We start from the raw sequence: 15,851 nt of genomic DNA, 5'->3' as shown, positions 1-15,851 counted from the left end.
TACGAGGGTGCCGCTCCGGGGCGGATGCCCGAGGCGGCCCCCGCCGACGAGACTCCCGGCATGGTCAACGTGCTCATCCGTGCCTTCCGCGTGCCCGATCTACGCAGGAAGCTGCTCTTCACGCTGGCGATGATCGTCGTGTTCAGGTTCGGGCAGGTCCTGCCCGCGCCGGGCGTGAACGTGGCCGCCGTGCGGGAGTGCCTGGCCACGACCCGCGGCGGGTTCGCCGACATGTTGCAGCTGTTCAGCGGCGGGGCGTTGCTGAAGCTGTCGGTGTTCGCCCTCGGGATCGTGCCGTACATCACCGCGGGCATCGTGCTCCAGCTCCTCACCGTGATGATCCCGCGCCTGGCCGCTCTGAAGAAGGAAGGCAGGCACGGGCAGGCGAAGATCACGCAGCACACGAGGTACCTCACGGTCGGGATGGCGGTCATCCCCGCCACCACGGTGGTATCGCTGGCCGGCTCCGGCCGGATCTTCCCCACCTGCGATCGCCAGGTGCTGTACGACCGGGGCCCGCTGACCGCCGTCGTCATCGTCGTGACCATGGTCGCCGGGACGTCCGTGGTGATGTGGCTCGGCGAACTGGTCACCGATCGCGGGATCGGGAACGGCATGTCGATCCTCGTCTTCACGCAGGTGGTCGCCGTGTTCCCCTCCTACGTGGCGAACATCTTCACCCTCAGCCCGCTCGGCCTGGCGGCGATGCTCGGCGCGGGGGTCTTCCTGGTGGCCGCCGTGGTGTTCATGGAGCAGGCGCAGCGGCGGATCCCGGTGCAGTACGCCAGGCGTGTGGTCGGCCGCAGGATGTACGGCGGGACCTCGACGTTCCTCCCGCTGAAGGTCAACCAGGCCGGCATCGTGCCCGTCATCTTCACCACGTCGATGCTCTCCCTGCCGCAGCTCGCGGCGCAGTTCATGGGCGGCACCGGGCCGGTGGCGGAGTGGATCGCCCGCAACCTTGTCTCCGGCGAGCACCCGGTGTACCTCACCGCGTACCTCGCGCTGATCGCCGCTTTCACGTACTTCTACGTGTCGATCACCTTCGACCCCGCCGAGATCGCCGATGACATGCGGCGGTACGGCGGCTTCGTCCCCGGCATCCGGCCCGGGCGGCCCACGGCGGAGTACCTCGCGTTCGTCCTCTCACGGCTGACCGCGCCCGGTGCGGCGTACCTCGCCACGCTGTCGCTGATCCCGATCATCGCGTTCGTGCTCCTGCGTGACCCCTCGACGCAGCAGAACTTCCCGTTCGGCGGCACGACGATCCTGATCATGGTCGGAGTCGGCCTGGACACGGTGAAGCAGATCGAGGCGCAACTGGAGCAGCGCACCTACAAGGGCTTCCTCAAGCGGAGCCTCTCGGAGGTGTGAGGCCGGACCTGACCGCGAAGACGACCAGTTGGGCGCGGTCGCGGGCGCGCAGCTTCACCATGGCCCGGCTGACGTGCGTGCGGACGGTGTCGGGGCTGATCACCAGCTCGCCGGCGATCTCTTCGTTGGACCTGCCGGTCGCGACCCACGCCACCATCTCGCGCTCGCGGGGAGTGAGGGTGTCCAGGCCCTCGACGGGACGGGAGTCGCGCCCGCCGAACAGGCCGATCACCTTCTTGGTGACGGACGGCGACAGCAGCGCCTCGCCCGAGGCCACGACCCTGATCGCCTGGGCCAGTTCCTCCGGGGCGCTGTCCTTGAGGACGAAGCCGCTCGCGCCGGCCTGCAGGGCGGCGAAGACGTACTCGTCGACCTCGAACGTGGTGACGACCACCACCCGGGTGCCGCTCAGGTCGGGATCGGCGGCGATGGACCGCAGGGTCTCGATGCCGTCCATGCCCGGCATGCGGACGTCGAGCAGCAGGACGTCGGGCCGGACCCGGGCGAGCAACCGCAGGGCCGAGGCCCCGTCGGCCGCCTCGCCGGCGAACTCCAGGTCGGGCTCCCGTTCGATGAGCGCGCGAAGCCCCATGCGCACCACCGCCTCGTCGTCGGCGAGCGCCACCCGGACGACACCGGTGGGAGAGGTGCTCACACGGGGTCCAGCCGGGAGCCGCCCTCGGACAGGGGAAGCCGCGCGGTCACCCGGAAGCCGCCGCCGTCGCCGGGACCGGCCCGGAACGTGCCTCCGGCCTCGGTGGCCAACGCCCGCATCCCGCCGAGCCCTCGCCCCTCCGGGGCGGACGTGCCGCCGCGGCCGGTGTCGGACACCTCCACGACCAGCCCGTCGCCCTCGCGCTCCACCCGGACGCGGGCGGTGGCGGGACCGGCGTGGCGCAGGACGTTGGTCAGCGACTCCCGCACGAGCCGGTAGACCGCCTCCTGAAGGTGCGCGGGGACGTCGGGGCCGGCCGGTTCGAGCTCGACGGGCAGCCCCGCCGCCCGTACCCCGTCGAGCAGCTGGGAGACGTCAGGATCGGGGGCCGTCGCGGGGTCGATGAGGTCGAGTGCGGCACGCAGCTCGCCGAGGGCCCGCGTGCTGGTGGCCCGGATGGCCTCCAGGGAGGCGCGCACCTGGTCCGGTCGCTCGTCGAGCATGAGCAGCGCGACCCCGGCCTGCATGGCGATGGTGGCCAGGCCGTGCCCGGCGGCGTCGTGCACGGCCCCCGCGATACGGGCCCGCTCCGACGCCGCCGGCTCACCGCTGCCGGGGGACGCCGTCGGCGCGGCGGGCTCACCGCTTCCGGGGGGTGCCGGCGACGCGGCGCTCTCGGCCGCGTCCGGCGCGGGCGGCTTCACGAGCACGGGCCGGACGGCGGCGGGCGCGCTCAGCGTCCACTCGGACGGGTCGCGCGGCGGGGCGGCGGGGATCGACGTCCGGCCGGTCACGGCGGCGGCCTGGTCGGTCGCGCCGCTCTCGCCGGTGCTCGCGGACGGCCAGGGGATGGCGAGCCAGCCCACCCACGCCAGCATGAGGACGACCGGCAGGTCGCGCAGCCGTCCCAGGCGGGAGAGCGACACCGCGGCCGCGGCGATGGAACCACGCGCGCGGCCGTCGGACTGGATGTGCTCGGTCACCGTCCTCCCAACAGAAGGCTCCGATGACCCGATCTTAGCGAGCGCCGGTCGCCCGCCGTGGCGATCGGCCCCTCCGGACCGGTGTCAGGGCAGGCGCCAGCCGGCGGTCCACAGGCGGGCCCCGGCGCGGCGGTCGAGACGGCGCAGGAAGGACAGCACGCCCGACGCGCCGGTGCTCCAGGTGAAGCTCGCGGTGTCGAGGTCGTTGCCGGCGAAGATCGGCCGCCCCGGCTCTCCCCCGCTGCGCGTGACCATCAACTCGGCGATCCGCTCCGCGCCCCGCCAGTACTCGTCGTCGCCCGTGGTCAGCGCCATGTCGATCAGGGCCTCGCCGATGCCGGCCAGCCCGCAGCACTGCGAGACCACCCACGCCTGGGGGGCGATGGCGAGGCACGCGCGGGCGCCCCGCGCGGCCAGCGTCAGATAGCCGTCCTCGTCGTACGCGCGAGCGGCGTGCGCCATCACGCTGACGATGCCCGACATCCCCTGGCACCAGGAGGCGCCCATCGGACGGGCGGCGCGCGCCGCCAGCTCGGTGACCAGGGCCTCGGTCTCGACAGCCAGCGCGGCGACCTGCTCCCTGGCCGCCGCCTCGATCTCCGGATCCCCGGTGGCCTCGGCGTAGGAGATCAGGAAGTCGACCTGGCCCGCCGTACCGTGCGCGAACGCCTTCTCGACGGCGACGGCGGACCCGGGCTGCGCGGGCGCGACCGCGTCCTCGGCGGCGCTGAAGTCGCCGGCGACGAGCAGCTTGGCGCATCGCGCGGCGAGCTCGAGATGCCGCGGGTCCGGATCGAGGGCCGCCAGGGACAGGTGCCCGGCCCCGATGCCGGCCACGCCGTGGGCCTGGTCGCCGCGCTGTGTCCCCGTGAACGTGACCGGCTCCGGCGTGCCGAGGTCGGGAGCGGCCGTGAGCCGCGCGGCGGTGAGGAACAGCGCCGTTCCGGTGCGTCCGAAGTAGAGCGCCGGCGGCAGCGTCGTGGGCGGCATGACCCGCGCCGTCCAGCGCGCGAGGTCGGCGCCGACCTGCCTGGACTCGCCGTGCTGCAGCAGTTCCATGCCGATGCCCGCCGAGCCGCCGTAGACGTTGGTCACCGGGGGGCTCGACCTGCGGACGTCCTCGGGGCCCTCCATCAGGTGCTCGGCGAAGCGGACGCACTCCCGGCGCGTGTGGTCGAGCATCGACGCCAGCAGGTCACCGGTGAGCTTCGGGGCGGGCGGGCAGGGCCGCCGGGAGGTCGGCGCGGTGCGGCCGTGCCGGCCGGCACGGATCTCGGCGGCGGCCTCGGTCCGCTCGGCCGGGTCCAGGCTGAGCAGGCGCGGCAGCAGCCCGCGGACGCCGGTGGTCACGCCGGGGAAGAGCCGGTCCAGGCACATGAGGGTGCGTTCGAGGCCGCGGAGCGGGTCCGGGTCGATGATGATCGGGTTCATCCCGGTGGCCGCGTAGAACAGGGTGGCGCCAAGCGAGAAGTAGTCGTCGGCGGGCTCGGACGGCCGTCCGGTGTGCTGGTCGGGCGTGCTGTAGCCGCGGCTCCAGCCCGGCAGTTGCAGGCCCTCGTACCGGCTGTTGCCGAAGTCGATCAGCGTGCAGCGGCCGTCCTCGCCGAGCACGATGTTCTTGGGGGAGAGGTCCCTGATGACGACGCCGCGGGCGTGCACGGCGTCCAGCACTTCGAGAAGCCGGGACGCGAGGACGCCGAGGTCCCTCCCGGTGTCGGCGGGATCGTCGAAGAACAGGCCGTTCTCGCCGACGTAGCGGTGCAGGTCGCGGCTTCCCGCGTCGGTCATGACGAGGAACTCGTCCTCGCCGTGCCGGAAGTGGTCGATGAGCTCCGGCACCCCGTCGACGCCGGCGAGGGCCTGGAGGATCCGCCGGTCGTTGCGCAGGTACATGCGCATGTCGATGCCGTCGGCGCCCTCCCCGACGTAGGCGCGCGCCTCCTTGACCACGATGCGGCGGCCGTCGGCGTCGGTGGCGCGGTACACGTTCCCTCGTGGCCCGCGCACCACTCCGGACGTCACGCGGTACCGTCCGCCGATGATGCGCGCACCTTCGGCCCCGGAAGGAGCCTCACCCGAGGCGGCGGAAGGAGCCTCATCCGGGGTGGGGGACGCGGGAGCGGGGCGGAAGGGGTCGGTGGCCCACGGCGGGCAGAAGTACTCGGGCCGGGCGGCGCCGGGAAGGCGTTCGCCGTCGGGGCCGACCACCACGAGCTCGAAGTCGCCGTTCTCGTCGACCCGGTACTGGGGGGCGAAGGGGGCGTAGCGGTAGTACACCGGCGCGTCGCGGCGGATCCGGCGGTCGCTGACGATCCGGGGGCCCGTCATGCCGGTCAGCGCGTCCGCGAGTGCGTGTCCCAGTTCGACGATCGCGTCCTGGGCGGGGTACACGGTGAGGGCCTTGCCCACCACTCCGGGATCGCGGTCGCCGTGGTTGAGCTCGCGCAGGACCTCGGCCGACCTGGCGACCTTGAAGTCGCAGGGAGCGGAGAGCAGTATGGGCAACACCCGGTCAAGGGTTTCGGTCAACGTGCCTGGACGTGCCGAGACGTGGATTTTCCAGCCCTGAACAGGAATGTCGAATCGAGGGTCGTGAACACTGATCCACGTTTCGTCCGGGTAAATTTCCCTACCATTTGACTCGGCAATTCGAGTAATGCTGTCAAGCATTACCTCCGAGGTACCGGAAACGACTGCGCTCAATGCGTCACCCCTCGCTCACCCTGCGGACGAGTACCTGCGGGAAAGGCCACCAGAAGCTCTGATGGCCTTTCCGTGCGCACGTGCGCCGCCCTCCGTGGCCTGAGGGCTACGTGCGCGTCATCGCCTGATCAGACGATGGAGGGGCAGCAGGGGAACGAGCTGCAGACCGTGCGCTTGCAGGTGTTCGCGCAGGCCTGCGGGCCGTGGAGCAGGGCGGCCAGCTCCCCTTCGAAGTCGACGGCGAGGTCTTCGATGTCGAGCACACCGGCGTCGCGGGGCTCCAGCAGCAGAGCGGACATGAGGGCTCCTTCCTTGGCCACCTTTGGGCGGCCGGGGTTGGGACTTGAGCCTCGGGACGACGTCTGGTAAACGTCTTTTCCCTTTACCGTTAGTGACCAGCCGGCCGTTATTCACGACCCCCGTCCTGATCACCGGACGCATTATGAACAGATGGGATGAAGAATGTCCAGGCGCGATCGGTGACGTGACGGCCACCCACAGAACATCCCACGAAAACGTTTACACACGGTCAGTGATCGCTTAGATTGGCCTGCGTGATTTGGCGTCTTCAGCGGTTTCGGTCATGGACGGGGGACCTCCGCCGATGAGGATCCGGCTGAGACGGCGCCGGCCCGCGCAGCCCGTCGCCTCCGACAGATCGGGCCTGGCGATCGACTACTGGGAGACCCACGGCGAGGAGCTCCTGACCGCCGGCCTCGGCGCGATCGCCCGCCGCCTGCCGGCGCTGGTGGCGGCGGCTCTGCGCCTCGCCTGGCAGGCCAACCGGCGCGACACCGCCGTCGCCGTCGGCGGCAACCTCGCCGCCGGCGTCTTCACGGCGTTCGGCCTGGTGGCGACCTCCAGCGTGCTCACGTCCCTGTTCGCCATGGGCCCCACACCCGACCGGGTACGAGCCGCGCTGCCCTCGCTGCTGCTGGTCGCGGTGGCCACCGGGCTGCGCGGAGCGCTGCTGACCGCGTCGGGCTGGGCGCAGGCCCGCCTGAAGCCGCAGGTCGAACGGCTGGTGGAGACCCGCCTGCTGGAGCTGACCACCCGGGTCGAACTCACCGCCTTCGACGACCCCGAGTTCCACAACGCCGTACGCCGCGCCCGCGACACCGGCGTGCCCGACACCGCCACGGTCGTGGAGACGACGGTCACCGTCATCACCGGCATGGTGGGGGTGCTGGCCCCGGCCGCGGCGCTGGCGTTGATGCATCCCGTGCTCATGCCGCTGCTGCTGGTCACGGCGGTGCCCGCCGGGTGGGCGGCGATGCGCTCGGCCAGGCTGCGCTACCAGGCGTTCTACCGCCTCTCGGCCGCCCGGCGCCGCAAGTACATGCTCTCGGACATGATGGCCGAGCGGCAGCCCGCAGCGGAGGTGCGCGCGTTCACGCTGCGCGACTTCCTGCTCGGCCAGTACGGCAAGGTCGCCGACCTCGAACAGTCGGTGCAACTGGAGGTCGCCCGCGACCAGGCGGCCGCCAAGGCGAGCGGCGACCTGCTGACCGGCGCCGCCACCGTCGCCGTGTACGCCGCGCTCGCCGTACTGCTGTCCACCGGGGTGATCCCGCTCGCGGTGGCCGGCGCGGCGGTCCTCGCCGTGAGGACCGGTCAGGCGTCCCTCACCGGTCTGGTGCAGGCGATGAACCGGCTGTACGAGTCGGGGCTCTACTTCGGCGACTACCTCGACTTCTGCCGGATGGCCGAGGCCCGCGTCCAGCCGCCGGGCCTCGCGGCGCCGCCCGCGTCGTTCCGGACGCTGACCGCCGAGAAGGTGACGTTCACCTATCCCGGCGCCGACGGGCCCGCCCTGTCGCAGGTCAGCGTCACGGTGAAGCGCGGCGAGGTCGTCGCGCTGGTCGGCGAGAACGGTTCGGGCAAGACCACCCTGGCCAAACTGCTGGCGGGGCTCTACCTGCCGGATTCCGGCGCGATCCGCTGGGACGACACCGACATCGCCGACATGGACGGCGACGCCCTGCGCCGGCTGATCTCGGTGATCGCCCAGGACCACACCCGGTGGCCGCTGACCGTCCGGGAGAACATCGTGATGGGCAGCGAGCCCGACGACGAGCTGATGATGGAGGCGGCGGCCGCCGCCGGCGCGGACAAGGTGGTCGCCGACCTCTCCCAGGGGTACGACTCGCTGCTCGACCGCCGCTTCCGGGGCGGCCACGACCTGTCGGGCGGGCAGTGGCAGCGTGTCGCGGTGGCACGGGGCTTCTACCGGGACGCCGCCCTGGTGATCTTCGACGAGCCCACCTCGGCCCTGGACGCCCGCGCCGAGCACGCCCTCTTCGAGCGGATCCGCCGGCACGCCGACGGCCGCACCATCATCCTCATCAGTCATCGCCTCGCCAGCGTCCGCTACGCGGACCGCATCTACGTGCTCGAGCGTGGCAAGGTCGTCGAGCAGGGCCCGCACGCCGAGCTCATGCGGCGGGGCGGCCTCTACGCCGACCTGTACGCCCTGCAGGCGTCGGCCTACAAGGGCGAGGCGTCATGATCGTCTTCCTGTCCGCATACCCGGCCCTGGCCGGGGTGCTGCTGTTCGCGGCCGTGGGCAAGGTGCGCGACGTGCGGGGATTCGCCCGGTCCATCGGGAACTACCGGATTCTGCCGCGCCGGCTGACCATCCCCGCGGCGGCCGTCACGGTCGCGGCCGAGCTGGTCGCGGCGGTCCTGCTCGTCGTCCCGGCCACCCGCCGCTGGGGCGCCGCCACGGCGGCGGTGCTGTTCGCGGCCTTCCTCGTCGCGATGGCCACGGCCGTACGGCGAGGGTTGCGCATCGACTGCGGCTGCTTCGGCGGCCCGGACAGCTCCGACCTGGTCGGGCCCGGCACGATGACGCGGACCGGACTGCTGCTCGCCCTCGCCGTCCCGGCGGCGGTCGCGGGGACGTCCGCGTTCAGCCCCGTCCACCTCGTTCTGTCGGCACTGCTGCTCTGCCTCGTCATGGTGACGTCCGAGGTGGTCAAGGCGCTCGCCGAGCCCGCGGGAGCCGGCGGGTGAGCGCGGAGTGGGCGGCCATCGTCCTGCTGACCCTCCTCGGCGTCGCCGACTCGGCCGCCGTCGTGGTCCTCCTCCGCCGGCGCGGGGCCGCGCCGGCCGCGTCCGCCACACCCGTCCACGGCCCGGTACCCGGCACCCGCTTCGCGCTGGACGCCCCGGTCAGGGCGAGCGCGTCGGATCGCGTGCTGTTCGCCCTTATCTCACCGACGTGCGGCGTCTGCACGACCATGCTGCCCACCTTCGCCGCGGCGACCGCCCGCGCCGACGTCGTCCTGGTGAGCGCCGCCGAGGAGGAGGCCGTACGCGAGTACCTCGCCGGGCACGCAGTCGAGCTCCCTCTGGTCATCGACCCGCAGGTGTTCGACGCCAACGACATCCCCTGGCCGCCGTTCGCCGTCGTCACCGACGGCGCCGGCGTGGTGCTGGCCGCCGGCGGGGCCTCCGAGCCGGAGCACGTCGAGCAGCTCCTCGCCCGCGCGGAGGCCCTGCGTCCTGCCCGGCCCTTCAGCGGCCCGGCGGCGCCACCGACGACCGCACGATGAGACGCGAGGTCAGCACGTGCATCTCGCGGCGCGGCTCGGCGCCTTCGAGGATGTCGAGGAGCACCTCCGCGGCCTTCGCCCCCAGCTCGTGCACGGGCTGCTCGATCATCGTCAGGGGTGGCTCCATGACCGCCGCCCACGCGCTGTCGTCGAACCCGATCAGCGCGATGTCCCGCGGATAGGACAGCCCGGCGGCGCGCAGGGCGCGCAGGGATCCGGTGACGGCGTCGGTCTCGGTGCAGAACAGGGCGGTGGGGCGGTCGGGAAGGGCGAGCATGCGGGCGACCTCCTCGGTGGCCCGCTCCTCTATCTTGCGCCCGACCATCACCAGCTCGGGGTCGAACGGGATGCGGGCGTCGTCGAGCGCGTCGAGGTATCCGCGTAGCCGCTCGCCGTCGGTCCACAGATTGCGCGAGGCCTCCGTCAGCAGCCCGCGCCGGGTGGCGGGCACGCCCGTCGCCGGCGGACCCCAGACGAACCCGATGCGGCGGTGACCGGCCTCGATGAGCATCTCGACCGCGCCCCGCGCGGCGTCCCGGTTGTTGATGACGACGGTGTCGAGCTCCAGCGAGGGCACCGCCCGGTCGACGAGCACCACGGGGATCCCCCGGTCGATCGCCGCCTTGATGTGCGCGACCTCCTTGCGGTGGACGGCGGCGGAGGAGAGGATCACGCCGTCGACCCGCTTGTCGATGAGGACGTTCGTCGCGGCGACCTCCTCCTCGAGGTCCTCGTAGGTGCTCAGGACGAGCGTGTCGAAGCCGCGGGCGCGGGAGGTGTCGGAGATGCCGCGCATCACCCCGGCGAAGAAGGGGTTGCCGATGTCGGCGACGATCACCCCGAGAGTGTGGCTCACACCGGTCGACATGCTGCGTGCGAGGGCGTTCGCGCGGTACCCGAGCTTCTCGGCCGCCGCGAGCACCCGCTCGCGCAGCTCGGGGCTGACGTACCCATACCCGCCGAGAGTGCGGGCCGCCGTCGCGCGCCCGACACCGGCCTCCCTGGCCACCTCGGAGATCGTCGGAGGTCCCGCCTGGCCCCGATCAGCTGGCATGGATCGTGTCCCTCATTTCCCGGGTTCGGAGGATCGCCACATGCTTACCACGGTCGATTCGCTCGCGGGGCGGCCGTGGCCGAACGCGCCCTCCACGAAGCACTGCCGGTAGGCCGACTCGGCGCCGTCGCGCAGCGCGAGCTCGATCGTCTCCAGCTCCAGCGGGGCCGCCTTCGACCAGCCGCCGCGCAGCAGGGAGACCGCGAACCCGGCGAGGAAGGCATCGCCGCAGCCCATCGTGTCCACGAACCCGTCCGGGTCCTCCACCGCCTTGGCCGTGGTCGCCGCGGTGACGCGCCCGTCGTACGCCATCGCCCCCTCCACGCCCCGCGTGGCGAGCGCGAGCCGCGCGCCGCGGCCCACGACGTCGGTGAGGAGCGCGTGCGTGGCGATCTCGTCGAGGTGGGAGCACGACAGCAGCACCAGGTCGGCGTGCGGGCAGATCCGGTCGAGGTAGGCGGGGGCGCGGTAGTCGTCCTCGCTGGACAGGTCGAAGCTCACCAGCGTGCCGAGCGCGGCCAGCTTCGGCAGTTCGCTCTCGCTGCCCGAGTAGACGCTGGAGTGCACCAGGTCGAAGGACGACACGTACCGCAGCAGTTCGTCGTCGAGCGTGAGCGGCTCGGCGACGGTGACCCCGCCGCCGTTCCAGCCGAGGAAGACCCGGTCACCGTCGTCCACCCGCAGGAACGACACGCCGCTCTCGCCGCCGCGCACGACGCAGCGGTCGACCTCGACCCCCTGCGCGGCGATCGAGGAGGCCAGGAAGCGGCCGAGGTCGTCGTCGCCGAAGACCCCCAGGTAGGCGGCTTCGAGACCGAGGCGGCGCGCGTAGACGGGGACGTTGACGCTGTTGCCGCCCGGGTACTCGATGCCGCGGTCGACGAATCGGTCGACGATGTTGTCGCCGAAACCGAGGACTCTCATGCGTTTCTCCTGTGCGCGGGCCCCGTGCGCCACGGAGCGGGGGCCGGGAGGGGTGCGCGTACGGCGTCCGGTGGGCGCCGGCGTACGCGGACGGGTGGAGGTGTGCGGACGACGCGACGGGCGGGCCGCTCCCGCCCCGGCTGGCCGGGGCGGGAGCGGGTCATCTCGAACTGCGAAGGATCAGTAGTCCATGACCCGGTAGTAGCGGCGCAGGTCGAGCGAGTGGTCGCGCACCCGCTCCAGGTGCTTGCTCACGCGGCCCATCACGGTGTCGAGCACGATCGGCGCGAGGAGGCCGCGGAACTCGGGGCTGATGCCCGTGAGCGGGTAGTCGCGCGTGTCGAATACGGTGACGTCCTTGGAGATCCGCTTGGCGAAGGCCTCCACGCGGTCGGTGAGGGCGCGCGTCTCGTCCTCACCCTGGAAGATGATCACGCTGGTGTCCTCTTCGAGGAGCTCCAGCGAGCCGTGGAAGAACTCGGCGCTGTGCACGCGGGTGGTGCGCAGCCACTGCATCTCCTCGAGGATGCACATGGAGTACAGGTAGGTGAATCCCCACAGGTTCCCGCCGCCGACGAGGAAGTGGTAGTCGGTGTCCTTGTGGGCCTCGGCGAAGGCCTCCGCCACCGGCTCGGCCTGCTTGGCCACCTCCAGGAAGACCTGCGGCGCGTTGGCGAACTCGTCGGCGAACTTCTCGTAGCCGTCGAATTCCCCGCGGCGCGAGAGCAGGCGGCCCATGAACAGCAGCATCTGCATGTCGAACGGCCAGGTCTTCGGCTCGCTGATCAGGGCGACGTCGACCTTCTGGGCGATCGGCGAGTCGGCGTACCCGGTGAAGCCGATCGTGTAGACGCCCTTCGACTTGCAGTAATCGATCGCGCGGATGCTGTCGTCCGTCGTACCCGAGACCGACGTGAAGATCGCCACGGAGCGGCTGCCCAGGCTGGCGTCTCCCGACGCGATCAGTTCCGCCGCGATGGCGGCGCGCACGGGGAGGGTGGAGCTGCGCCGGGCGAGGTGCTCGTACGGCCACATCTGGGCGTAGGTGCCTCCGGCGCCCACCAGGTAGAGGTTGTCGAACCCCTCGTCGACCAGGCGATCGACGAGCTCCTCGATCTGCGGGCGCAACGCCACGGCGCTCGCCATCTGCGAGAGGAATTCCGGCTCGTTGAATCGGAGCATCTCAGCGTCCTTTCGGGATTGCCTGCGGCCCGCGCCGCTCACATGACCTGATACCGGTATCACGCAGAGGGTCACGCTGGCACAGCTGACGGGCGACGTCAACACCGGGACGTCCTCGATGTCCCTCTACCAGCCGCTACGCAGGTTTCCAGGTTGCCGTCCGGCAACGATTCGCGGCCGAAAAATAAGATCTTGGGCTTAGGTCTGGTACCGGTATCAGAATCTCTGTACAGTCAGCCCACACCAAACGGGTCGTGTCCTCCCGCGGACACCCCACGGCGGATCTGAGGTGCCAAAGCACCGGGGGTCCCCTCTCCCACGAGAGAAAGGAAGCCCATGCGCCCTCGCGCACTGACGACGTTCGCGGCACTCGTCGGCACCTCTGTGCTCCTCACCGGTTGCGCCGGCGGCGGATCGACCGCGGCGAAGGCCCCGGCGGCCGACATCGACGCCAAGCCCGACTACACCGGCACACTGAGCATCCTCACCAAGTTCGCCGGCGACCCGCTGAGCTCGTACTTCGAGAACATCGCGGCCGAGTACCAGAAGCAGCACCCCGGGGTGAAGATCGAGCTCATCCAGGAGACCGACCAGAGCATCAAGGACAAGACCAAGACTCTGACCGCCTCCGACGCCCTGCCCGACATCTACTTCACCTGGACCGGCAACTGGGCGGAGAACTTCGTCCGCGGCGGCCGCGCCGTCGACCTCAGCAAGGTGATCGGCCCCGGCACCGAGTGGGGGAAGACCTTCGGCGAGGGGTCGCTGTCCGCCTTCAAGTTCGGCGACAAGTACTACGGGATCCCGCTCTACAACGACGCCAAGTTCATGGGGTACAACAAGGCGGCCTTCCAGAAGGCCGGCGTCAAGGTGCCCACGAACTTCGAGGAGCTCATCGCCAGCTGCGCCCCGCTGCGCAAGGCCGGATACGAGCCCATCGCCTTCGGCAACAAGGACGGCTGGCCCGCCCTGCACTACCTCGGCCAGCTCTTCGCCTACAACGTGCCCGAGGCGACCTACGACGCCGACCTGAAGCCTGAGACCGCCAAGCTGAACGACGCCGGCTACGTGACGGCGCTCAAGCAGTTCAAGACCCTGGTCACGGACTGCACCAACACCGGGAGCGGCACCAACGGCGTGCTCTACACCTCCGCCCAGGAGGCCTTCGCCAGCGGCAAGGCGGCGATGTACTACCAGGAGATCCTGGAGTTCGACAACGCCACCGCCGCCAAGAAGCTCTCGCCGGACAACTTCGGCATCTTCCAGCTGCCGGCCCCCGCCGGCGCGCCGGGCAACGCCAAGGCCCTGGAGGGCGCCCCCGAGGGGTACTTCATCAACTCCAAGTCACCGCGGGTGCCGCTCGCCATCGACTTCATGAAGTTCGTCACGAACCTCAAGAACGCCCAGACGCTGTCCGCGCCGCCGTACGGCAACCCCAGCACGGTCATCGGCGCCGTGACGCCGAAGACCTCCAGCAAGGCCGTGTACGAGGGCATCCAGGTGATCAACAGCGCGCCGAAGCTGGGGATCTGGCTCGACACCGTCACCGTCCCCGACGTGTCCGACGCGTGGCTGGCCGGTGGGGAGGCGCTGATCAGCGGCGGCAAGACCCCCGAGCAGGTGCTCGAGAGCGTGCGCCAGGCCTCCGACTCGGCCAAGTAGCCCGCTTGTAAGGAGAGCATGCCGGTGCGCACCATCTTGCGAAGAGCACTCGGGTTCGCGTGGGTCCTCCCGGCCCTCGTGCTGGTGGGGGTGTTCGTCTACCTCCCGCTCGTGCAGAACTTCGGGTTCAGCACACTGAAGTGGGACATCTACAGCGGAAGCCAGGAGTACGTCGGCCTCGCCAACTACCTCAAACTCCTGGACGACGACGTCTTCTGGACGTCGATCTGGAACAACGTGCTGTACGCGGTGGTCTCGATCGTCTTCCAGGTGTTCGGCGCGCTGGTGCTCGCCGCGCTGATCGAGAGCATCCGCAGCGTCCGGTGGCAGCGCGCCCTGCGGGCGATCTACTTCATCCCCTCGGCGATCTCGATGACCGTCGCCGGCCTGCTCTTCTACTTCATCTACGAACCCAACCTGGGCCCGCTGAACCACCTGCTGACCGCGGTGGGCCTGGGGCGGTTCGACCAGTCGTGGCTCGGCCAGGAGAGCACCGCGATGCCGGCGATCATCGCGATGAGCCAGTGGCAGGGCTTCGGGTACTCCACGCTGCTGTTCGCCGTCGCGATCCAGCGGATCCCGTCGGAGATCTACCACGCGGCGGCCCTCGACGGCACCGGACCGATCCGCCGCTTCGTCCACGTGACGGTTCCCCTGGTCCGCGAGATGACCGGGCTGATGATGATGGTCACCATCTCGGGGGCGTTCCAGGTCTTCAACGAGGTCATGGTGATGACCAGCGGCGGCCCCAACAACTCGACCCAGGTGCTCGGAACCTGGCTGTACCGCAGCGGATTCGTGCGCAACAACTTCGGCTACGCCGCCGCGATCGCCACCGTCCTGTTCGTGATCACGATGGGCATCGCCGTCGCACAGCTGTGGGTCACTCGCAGGAAGAGGGTGGAATGGTGAGTCGCCTGAACTTTCTCGGCGTGATCGCCCGCGTTTTCATGTGGGTCTTCCTGCTGTGCCTCGCGGTGGTCGTGCTCTACCCGCTGCTGTGGATGGTGGTCAACGGGTTCAAGACCAACGCCGAGCTCTTCGACAACCCGTTCGCCCTCCCGGTGGACTGGAGTTTCGAGAACTACCAGAAGGCGTGGAACCGGGGGGTCAGCGACTACCTCACCACCAGCGTGCTGGTCACGCTGACCTCGACGATCGCCACCGTGTTCGTCAGCGCCTGGGCCGCCTACGGCCTGACGCGGGTGAACATCCCGCTGAACAAGACCATCACCGCGGCGATCCTCGGCGGGCTCATGCTCGCCCCCACCGTGGCACTGGTCCCGCTGGTGAAGATGTTCCAGGCGATGGGCCTGTACAACAGCTTCTGGGCGCTGCTCATCCTCTACACGGCGTTCCGGGTGCCGTTCACCACCTTCCTGATCCGCGCCTACATGCTCGACCTGCCGAGGGAGGTCGACGAGGCCGCCGAGATGGACGGCTGCGGACGCTGGACGGCGTTCTGGCGGATCATCCTGCCGATGTGCAAGCCGATCATCACCTCGACCGTCCTGCTGCACATCCTCTTCGCCTGGAACGAATACCTCTTCGCGATGGTTCTCACCAGCGGCAGCGGGGTGCAGACCCTTCCCGTAGGACTGACGAGCCTGATGAGCAAGCACGGCACCGACTTCCCGGTCGTCTTCGCCGGCATGGCGATCGCGGCCTTCCCCATGGTGCTGCTGTTCTTCTTCGGCCAGCGCTACATCGTCAAGGGCCTCGCGGACGGCGTCGGCAAGTGACCGCACCAGACGATT

General features: G+C 70.5%; 14 protein-coding genes. 7 read left to right on the top strand and 7 right to left on the bottom strand.

Annotation, left to right across the window (positions count from 1 at the left end; translation table 11 throughout):
- Window positions 1–60: 60 nt before the first annotated feature.
- A complete protein-coding gene (gene secY / locus KIK05_RS24735; protein WP_214413369.1) occupies window positions 61–1,374 on the top strand; it encodes a preprotein translocase subunit SecY in 1,314 nt (437 codons plus the stop codon).
- Here secY and KIK05_RS24730 read toward each other — a convergent pair.
- The 4 genes from KIK05_RS24730 to KIK05_RS24715 all read right to left on the bottom strand — a co-directional run bounded on the left by KIK05_RS24730 (window position 1,349) and on the right by KIK05_RS24715 (window position 6,014).
- On the bottom strand, window positions 1,349–2,029 hold the full coding sequence (locus tag KIK05_RS24730) for a response regulator (RefSeq protein WP_308250098.1): 681 nt from the start codon (window positions 2,027–2,029) through the stop codon (window positions 1,349–1,351). The two genes, secY and KIK05_RS24730, sit on opposite strands and share 26 nt — an antisense overlap.
- Window positions 2,026–3,012, bottom strand: a complete 987-nt coding sequence (locus KIK05_RS24725) for a sensor histidine kinase (protein ID WP_214413205.1) — start codon at window positions 3,010–3,012, stop codon at window positions 2,026–2,028. Before KIK05_RS24725 ends, KIK05_RS24730 begins: the two co-directional genes overlap by 4 nt.
- Before the next feature lie 84 nt (window positions 3,013–3,096).
- Entirely contained in the window at window positions 3,097–5,682 is a 2,586-nt protein-coding gene (lanL, locus tag KIK05_RS24720) for a class IV lanthionine synthetase LanL (RefSeq protein ID WP_214413204.1), read from the bottom strand.
- A gap of 161 nt (window positions 5,683–5,843) precedes the next feature.
- Window positions 5,844–6,014 carry an SflA family class IV lanthipeptide gene (locus KIK05_RS24715; protein WP_214413203.1) on the bottom strand — a complete coding sequence of 57 codons (171 nt, stop codon included), beginning with the start codon at window positions 6,012–6,014 and terminating at the stop codon, window positions 5,844–5,846.
- Window positions 6,015–6,319: 305 nt separating this feature from the next.
- Between KIK05_RS24715 and KIK05_RS24710 the strand changes: the two genes are divergently transcribed.
- The 3 genes from KIK05_RS24710 to KIK05_RS24700 are packed head-to-tail and all read left to right on the top strand — an operon-like array spanning window position 6,320 to window position 9,272.
- Window positions 6,320–8,224 carry an ABC transporter ATP-binding protein gene (locus KIK05_RS24710; protein WP_214413202.1) on the top strand — a complete coding sequence of 635 codons (1,905 nt, stop codon included), beginning with the start codon at window positions 6,320–6,322 and terminating at the stop codon, window positions 8,222–8,224.
- Complete coding sequence (locus KIK05_RS24705) at window positions 8,221–8,730, top strand: MauE/DoxX family redox-associated membrane protein (protein WP_214413201.1); 510 nt, start codon at window positions 8,221–8,223, stop codon at window positions 8,728–8,730. The genes KIK05_RS24710 and KIK05_RS24705 overlap by 4 nt, the downstream gene beginning before the upstream one ends.
- The gene (locus tag KIK05_RS24700) at window positions 8,727–9,272 is read left to right on the top strand and encodes a peroxiredoxin family protein (protein ID WP_214413200.1); all 546 of its coding nucleotides are present in this window, start codon (window positions 8,727–8,729) and stop codon (window positions 9,270–9,272) included. The genes KIK05_RS24705 and KIK05_RS24700 overlap by 4 nt, the downstream gene beginning before the upstream one ends.
- Here KIK05_RS24700 and KIK05_RS24695 read toward each other — a convergent pair.
- The 3 genes from KIK05_RS24695 to KIK05_RS24685 all read right to left on the bottom strand — a co-directional run bounded on the left by KIK05_RS24695 (window position 9,235) and on the right by KIK05_RS24685 (window position 12,432).
- On the bottom strand, window positions 9,235–10,326 hold the full coding sequence (locus tag KIK05_RS24695) for a LacI family DNA-binding transcriptional regulator (RefSeq protein ID WP_214413199.1): 1,092 nt from the start codon (window positions 10,324–10,326) through the stop codon (window positions 9,235–9,237). The two genes, KIK05_RS24700 and KIK05_RS24695, sit on opposite strands and share 38 nt — an antisense overlap.
- 12 nt (window positions 10,327–10,338) lie before the next feature.
- Window positions 10,339–11,250 carry a PfkB family carbohydrate kinase gene (locus tag KIK05_RS24690; RefSeq protein ID WP_214413198.1) on the bottom strand — a complete coding sequence of 304 codons (912 nt, stop codon included), beginning with the start codon at window positions 11,248–11,250 and terminating at the stop codon, window positions 10,339–10,341.
- Between the two features lie 180 nt (window positions 11,251–11,430).
- Window positions 11,431–12,432 (bottom strand): SIS domain-containing protein, encoded by a 1,002-nt coding sequence (locus KIK05_RS24685; protein ID WP_214413197.1) that lies wholly within the window; start codon window positions 12,430–12,432, stop codon window positions 11,431–11,433.
- A 336-nt stretch (window positions 12,433–12,768) separates the two neighbouring features.
- On the opposite strand from KIK05_RS24685, the gene KIK05_RS24680 reads away from it, so the two are divergent.
- Genes KIK05_RS24680 through KIK05_RS24670 form a run of 3 tightly spaced genes read left to right on the top strand, consistent with a single transcriptional unit; the run spans window position 12,769 to window position 15,836 of the window.
- Window positions 12,769–14,094 (top strand): ABC transporter substrate-binding protein, encoded by a 1,326-nt coding sequence (locus KIK05_RS24680; protein WP_214413196.1) that lies wholly within the window; start codon window positions 12,769–12,771, stop codon window positions 14,092–14,094.
- A gap of 24 nt (window positions 14,095–14,118) precedes the next feature.
- Window positions 14,119–15,006, top strand: a complete 888-nt coding sequence (locus KIK05_RS24675) for a carbohydrate ABC transporter permease (RefSeq protein WP_308250097.1) — start codon at window positions 14,119–14,121, stop codon at window positions 15,004–15,006.
- 20 nt (window positions 15,007–15,026) lie between these two features.
- Window positions 15,027–15,836, top strand: coding sequence for a carbohydrate ABC transporter permease (locus KIK05_RS24670; RefSeq protein WP_308250096.1), 810 nt, complete (start codon window positions 15,027–15,029; stop codon window positions 15,834–15,836).
- Window positions 15,837–15,851: the final 15 nt, after the last annotated feature.

It is taken from the genome of Sphaerisporangium fuscum, assembly GCF_018531465.1.
GTDB classification, from domain to species: Bacteria; Actinomycetota; Actinomycetes; order Streptosporangiales; family Streptosporangiaceae; genus Sphaerisporangium; species Sphaerisporangium fuscum.
This window is presented reverse-complemented; position numbering and strand designations above follow the sequence as displayed.

What these genes read in the sequence shown, in the direction of transcription:
- secY (WP_214413369.1), top strand. Translation starts at nt 61, where the DNA reads ATGGTCAACGTGCTCATCCGTGCCTTCCGCGTGCCCGATCTACGCAGG.
- lanL (WP_214413204.1), bottom strand. Translation starts at nt 5,682, where the DNA reads ATGCTTGACAGCATTACTCGAATTGCCGAGTCAAATGGTAGGGAAATT.
- KIK05_RS24715 (WP_214413203.1), bottom strand. Translation starts at nt 6,014, where the DNA reads ATGTCCGCTCTGCTGCTGGAGCCCCGCGACGCCGGTGTGCTCGACATC.
- KIK05_RS24710 (WP_214413202.1), top strand. Translation starts at nt 6,320, where the DNA reads ATGAGGATCCGGCTGAGACGGCGCCGGCCCGCGCAGCCCGTCGCCTCC.
- KIK05_RS24705 (WP_214413201.1), top strand. Translation starts at nt 8,221, where the DNA reads ATGATCGTCTTCCTGTCCGCATACCCGGCCCTGGCCGGGGTGCTGCTG.
- KIK05_RS24695 (WP_214413199.1), bottom strand. Translation starts at nt 10,326, where the DNA reads ATGCCAGCTGATCGGGGCCAGGCGGGACCTCCGACGATCTCCGAGGTG.
- KIK05_RS24690 (WP_214413198.1), bottom strand. Translation starts at nt 11,250, where the DNA reads ATGAGAGTCCTCGGTTTCGGCGACAACATCGTCGACCGATTCGTCGAC.
- KIK05_RS24685 (WP_214413197.1), bottom strand. Translation starts at nt 12,432, where the DNA reads ATGCTCCGATTCAACGAGCCGGAATTCCTCTCGCAGATGGCGAGCGCC.
- KIK05_RS24680 (WP_214413196.1), top strand. Translation starts at nt 12,769, where the DNA reads ATGCGCCCTCGCGCACTGACGACGTTCGCGGCACTCGTCGGCACCTCT.